Raw genomic sequence first — 4,862 nt, forward strand, 5'->3', positions numbered from 1 at the left:
GGTTTCCTGGCCTGTGTTGCGCGAGAGTACGACCGTGCCTTCGACGCCCTTCAAGCAGACACCGCCAGCATTCTGGAACGACAAAAACGGCCGGTGATTTCTATCGTCAATAACCACGTTTTCCAACGTAATTCCACCAATATCACTCTCATCACCTGGACGAGACACGATAAGGATTGGAGCTGGCGAAACGGGATGCTGCCCTTTTTCAACAATTTTGCAATTTTCAAGACGAATTCGAAGACCCTGGGCGGGTTTGGACCTCACAATAATTCCCGCACTTCCTGAGTCCTCGAAATGGCCATTGATGACCTCAACCACACCCCGAACAGCCTCTGCATCGGCATTCCTTGTGACGATACTCAGAGAACCGGCGATGTTACCGCGAGTATGGCAGTTTTCTAATCGAATTGAAATCGGTTGTGATCCCGAATTTAAAGCTCCGGCGTAAACATGGATGGCGTAACCCCGGTTGTTCTCGATGAGACAGTTCCGCATCACGCAGTTGACGAGAAGCTCCGACGGTCGGTTGGGTTCGAAATCGATCCCCGCCTGCGGTGGCGTCCCTGCGGTGTTGCGCAACGTTACATTCTCGATGAGCAAGTCTTCGGCAGTTATGACACTGATTCCCTGGCGGTAATTGCTGTCACAAATCACGTCGCGAATGATGATGTGCCTGTTCGGTTCGCCGTTCCGACCGGCACCCAGGTATATTCCGTCGCCGCCACTGTCGCGAAGTACCAACCCCTGAACGATCACATTGCGGCACCCTCGCAAGCTCAGACAATGGCGCCACTCTGCCTTCTCATACGGGGGGTGAGTGTAATCTTCCCGCCACATGCGAAACACGGCACCGTTACCAATGATTGTCAGGTTTTCCTGATTCCAGGCTGTGAAGAGGCAGTCCCCTTTGCCTAAAAAGGCGCCGCGTTTGGCCACGATTTCTACCCCTCTTTCAAAGACAATTTCCTTGTTGCCGACGAGTTCGATTCTGTCCACAACCCACGGCTGCGGCATTTTGGGGACAATCACCTTCTTCGCACGAGAGCGCAGCGCCGCTTGAAGGGCCTTCGTGGAGTCCTCCGCATGGAAACCCCACCACGCGGCGTTTGCCACCTCCCGCTGACCAGCCTCCACTTCGCGAATCGCCCGATCGTCGGGAACTGCGAGCGCCCCAGGATGTTCTTCCGCGCCACTTTCTGCCACAATCGCGGAAAGCAGGACAATTGAGGCCATCAAGGCTACACGGCGGCTGGTATGAGTGCTCATGGTTAGCCCCCCGTCTCATTTCGCGGGTTACTGTGCCGATTGATCGACCTTGCGAGCGCCGTCTGACTGTAAACAGGAGACCGCATCCTTTGGAATGAGCAACGTTCTTGGATGGCACGCCAAATAGGGTGGCACATCGTACAGTTCCACCACACATCGCAGTCCGGAAAGTTGGAGACTCCAGATTTGGCCGTCGGCTCCTTTGGGAACTTCGACGCTCTGTTCGGAAGACGGCAGGATACTGTGATTGGCCATGGCGGAATCCGCCCCGTATATTTGTTGGTCTTCTTCGACGATGACGGAAATCTCGCTGCCGGCAAGTACCCGATCGTCAACAACAACCCGTCCATCGGCTGTCTGAATTCGGAGCTGGGTCCACGGGTCGCCTCCCGATACAATCCCCACCACGAAATGGCGGGTACCTTTAGGGATGTAAAAATAAAGCGGTTGATTCATCGCCGGTAACCAGAAACGAAGGGGTACACCCCTGGGGACGCCAGGTGTATCTGCCCGCGCTGCCCGAAAAACGAACGGTCGATCGCCGATATCCACTCGCGCGGCGTGCCAGAAGCCGGTCCCCGGATTCAAAACGTACACGGCGTCATCTGGGAGTTTCACCGTCGCTTGAGCTGGTGTGCCTTTGGGGGCTTCTACATGTCCCGAGGCCACGGTCGCTTCCTCCTTTCGCAGCACCCAATCGCACGAGACCGTATGCCCTTTATCGAACGGTTCCCAGGAAATGGTCAATTCTTCCCCTTTTCGCCCCAGAAAGAGAATCTCCCCGCTTTCGATCGCGGGCAGAGCCGACTTCGTCTGCCGCCAGGATGCCACCGCGTCGGGCACCAGGTCCATCGCTGGACACAGCGGGCCATGCCAGGTCCGCCCCTCGATTTCCACAGCCTGAAGGGATGCCAATCGTTTAAAATCTTCCTGGCGGAATTGGGCAACCTCCTCGTGGGTTGGAATATCCCCCTTCTCCCCGGTCCACGCCTTGTGCGCCTCCGGGAGATTGAAACCATCAATCAATTTGAGTGCGCGAAATCGCTGTTCAAACCACGAGGAAAACAACATGGGAAAAGTGTGGATCAATCCGGTATCCATGATCCGGTGAGAAAACACGACACATTCCTTTGCCCGTTCGATGATTTCTTCGGGTGGCGCGACCACAAGGCGGTTCCACTGGTTGTGGCGGCTGGACTGATCATATTCCAACCACAACCGCAGCCAGTGCAGGTACATGGCCACGCGATCCAACCGTGCCAGAACTTCCGGGGAGGATGTCGCTCGGTAGGCGGCGTCGAGATCCTCAATCGCCAGCTTCAACGATCGTGGCGAAAACCGCTCACCGCGGCTCCAGCGCGTATAGAGCCGCCGCATAGGATCTGCTGCTTCACAGAAGGCCTTTGTGCAGAAATCTTCAAAAAGGGATTGTGCATCCAAGCGAGGGTTCCACATCAGATGGGCCGCCATCCAGTAACCGGGTCCGTTGGGTCCCCAGTTACACGACGATTCTGCGTCGTAGGTCGACAGCCCCAGTCTGTGATACTCCCGGATGGCCTGTGCCAGTTCAAAGAATCTCCCAGCTTTTGCCGCGCCGGGAAGGTCCCAATCCCAGGGATAGACGCTGAAATAGTCATACACACCGACCTGGGCACCGCGCTGGCGAAAGGCACGGATTTGATCTTCCCAGGACAATTTCGTGTAACGAAAGCCCGTTGTGATTTGAACATAGACGTTGGGTTCAAGTGCAAAACTTGGCGGATCCGCATGGTGAGCGTAGGCATAGAGGCCGACATATTTGCCAGGAAACTCCTTTTGGACGGCTCGGGCGGCCAAATTAGCTAAGAAGAATACTTGATCGCTTACCGAACCATTCCCGATTGCCCGACAGTGAGGGCATTCGCAATAGCCGCCACCATCATTCGGCTCGACGGAAACCATTGGTTGTTCCGGGTGGCGACGGAGATATTCGAGAACGGCCTCTGTAAACCGCTTCTGTACTTCAGTGTTACTCACACAAAGTTGAGGCGGTTGCCGCTTGCCCTTCACCAGGGCAAACCATTCTGGATGGGCGTCGAACATTTTGCTCGGAATGTACCGCTCCCAGGCGTGCCCGCAATCGACATGGAACGCACCACCCTGACGGTTGTGCCGCATCCAGGCGTCATAATCTTTTTGTAATTGAGGAGTGCGAGGGCCCCATCCATACCAGATTCGTCGCCAGGCGAAGGCCGGTTGTTCGACTTTGCGAATCTGCACCGTCACATCGGAAAGGTGCGGCGTGACCGTCCACACCGGATCAGGAAAATACCATCGAAAGCCAAGTTCCTCCAAAAAAATATAGACAGCGTGGGAGACCGCCCCCGGGCTATTGCCCAAGAGCCAGAGGCGTCCCTTGCCGGTCCATACGGCTACCCCCTCAGGCCCCAGCGCATCGAGGCCAAGGGCCTTCGCCTCCTCGGGGAAATCTGTCGCCGTTCCCAAAACGACAGCCGGTGAAGGAAGCGGGTGGTCAGGCATCCAGGACAGGCAGTCCAAAGACACTCCTGTCGCCGCTGCTATGGCATCCCGAAGGTCGTCAACTACCGGCTTGAGATGTTTTTCTCGCTCTGCGGTAACCACCACGCAAGCGGCCGCAGAGCCATTGCGGACCAGAGTGACGGGTTCAAATGTTTCTCCTGATATTACCGGTGGGCTGTAAATTACTGGCAACAGCCCAAGGATCGATGGAATGACATATCCAGATCGCAATCCCATAATTCTGGTTCCTTATTCGGCACTGCTTAGTCAGTATTTCACTGTAATGTTATTTTCGCAGAGACCTCGTGCCCTGCGGCCAACTCTCGGATTCGGATCTGCCACTCACCCGGCGCGTCATTGGGAGCAAAATCCATAGATATGTGGAGAACGCCATTCCGAGCCGCATAGAAGCCGGTGGGTTCAGCCGTTTGTCCCTGGGAATCAGTTATTTCAAGCTCTACCGGTATCACAGCCGAAACAGGCGAACCGTTCTTGTCCAGAACGCGAATTGTCAGAGATGCCTGTTGCCCCCTCTCGACTTTTTGCGGGACCAAAACCTCGACCGTCTCTATGGCCTGTTCCGTGACCATGAACACCCGGCCATCGCCGGGACCGAGCTCAACGGACCACCTCAGAACATCACCCGTTCGTTGGGATTCGACCTGATGATGCCCGACAAGGTCGTAGACGTTTTTCCCTTGCGTGACCACCGAGACGCTTCCCTCAAGCGGAAGACCTTTTTCCATCACCAGACCATGATGTCCTACGTAGTCCCCAAATGTTCGGCGATCGTTGATGGTGAACACATACAGGGTGGAACCGTACCGGCGCGTTCGAACAATCAGGTCCGGGTCAGACGAATCGAACTGGCGCGGATACCGGGTGGCCAGCTCCTGCCGGAGTTTCTCAGCCAACTGTTGCAGCGCCGCCTTGTCTTCCTGGGCCTTGCCAGTCCGTCGGTAGGACGCGACGCGGATATCGGGTCGAATCGCCGGGCAGAGAAATTCGTCCCCCACCACCAATCCTCCCCGAGCTTGAAACTCCTGAATCGCTTTGACGACAGCCGCTGGCAA

At 56.0% G+C, this 4,862-nt stretch carries 3 protein-coding genes; all 3 read right to left on the reverse strand.

What is annotated here, in order from left to right; genetic code table 11:
- A partial coding sequence (locus tag H5U08_RS10185) for a right-handed parallel beta-helix repeat-containing protein (RefSeq protein ID WP_297032681.1) occupies nucleotides 1–1,269 on the reverse strand: 1,269 nt, incomplete at its 3' end.
- A 27-nt stretch (nucleotides 1,270–1,296) separates the two neighbouring features.
- Nucleotides 1,297–4,026 carry a DUF4838 domain-containing protein gene (locus H5U08_RS10190; RefSeq protein WP_297032683.1) on the reverse strand — a complete coding sequence of 910 codons (2,730 nt, stop codon included), beginning with the start codon at nucleotides 4,024–4,026 and terminating at the stop codon, nucleotides 1,297–1,299.
- A gap of 38 nt (nucleotides 4,027–4,064) precedes the next feature.
- Nucleotides 4,065–4,862, reverse strand: a 798-nt coding sequence (locus H5U08_RS10195) for a hypothetical protein (protein WP_297032685.1), incomplete at its 5' end; no start/stop codon positions are given.

It is taken from the genome of Thermogutta sp. (assembly GCF_014359955.1).
GTDB lineage: Bacteria > Planctomycetota > Planctomycetia > Pirellulales > Thermoguttaceae > Thermogutta.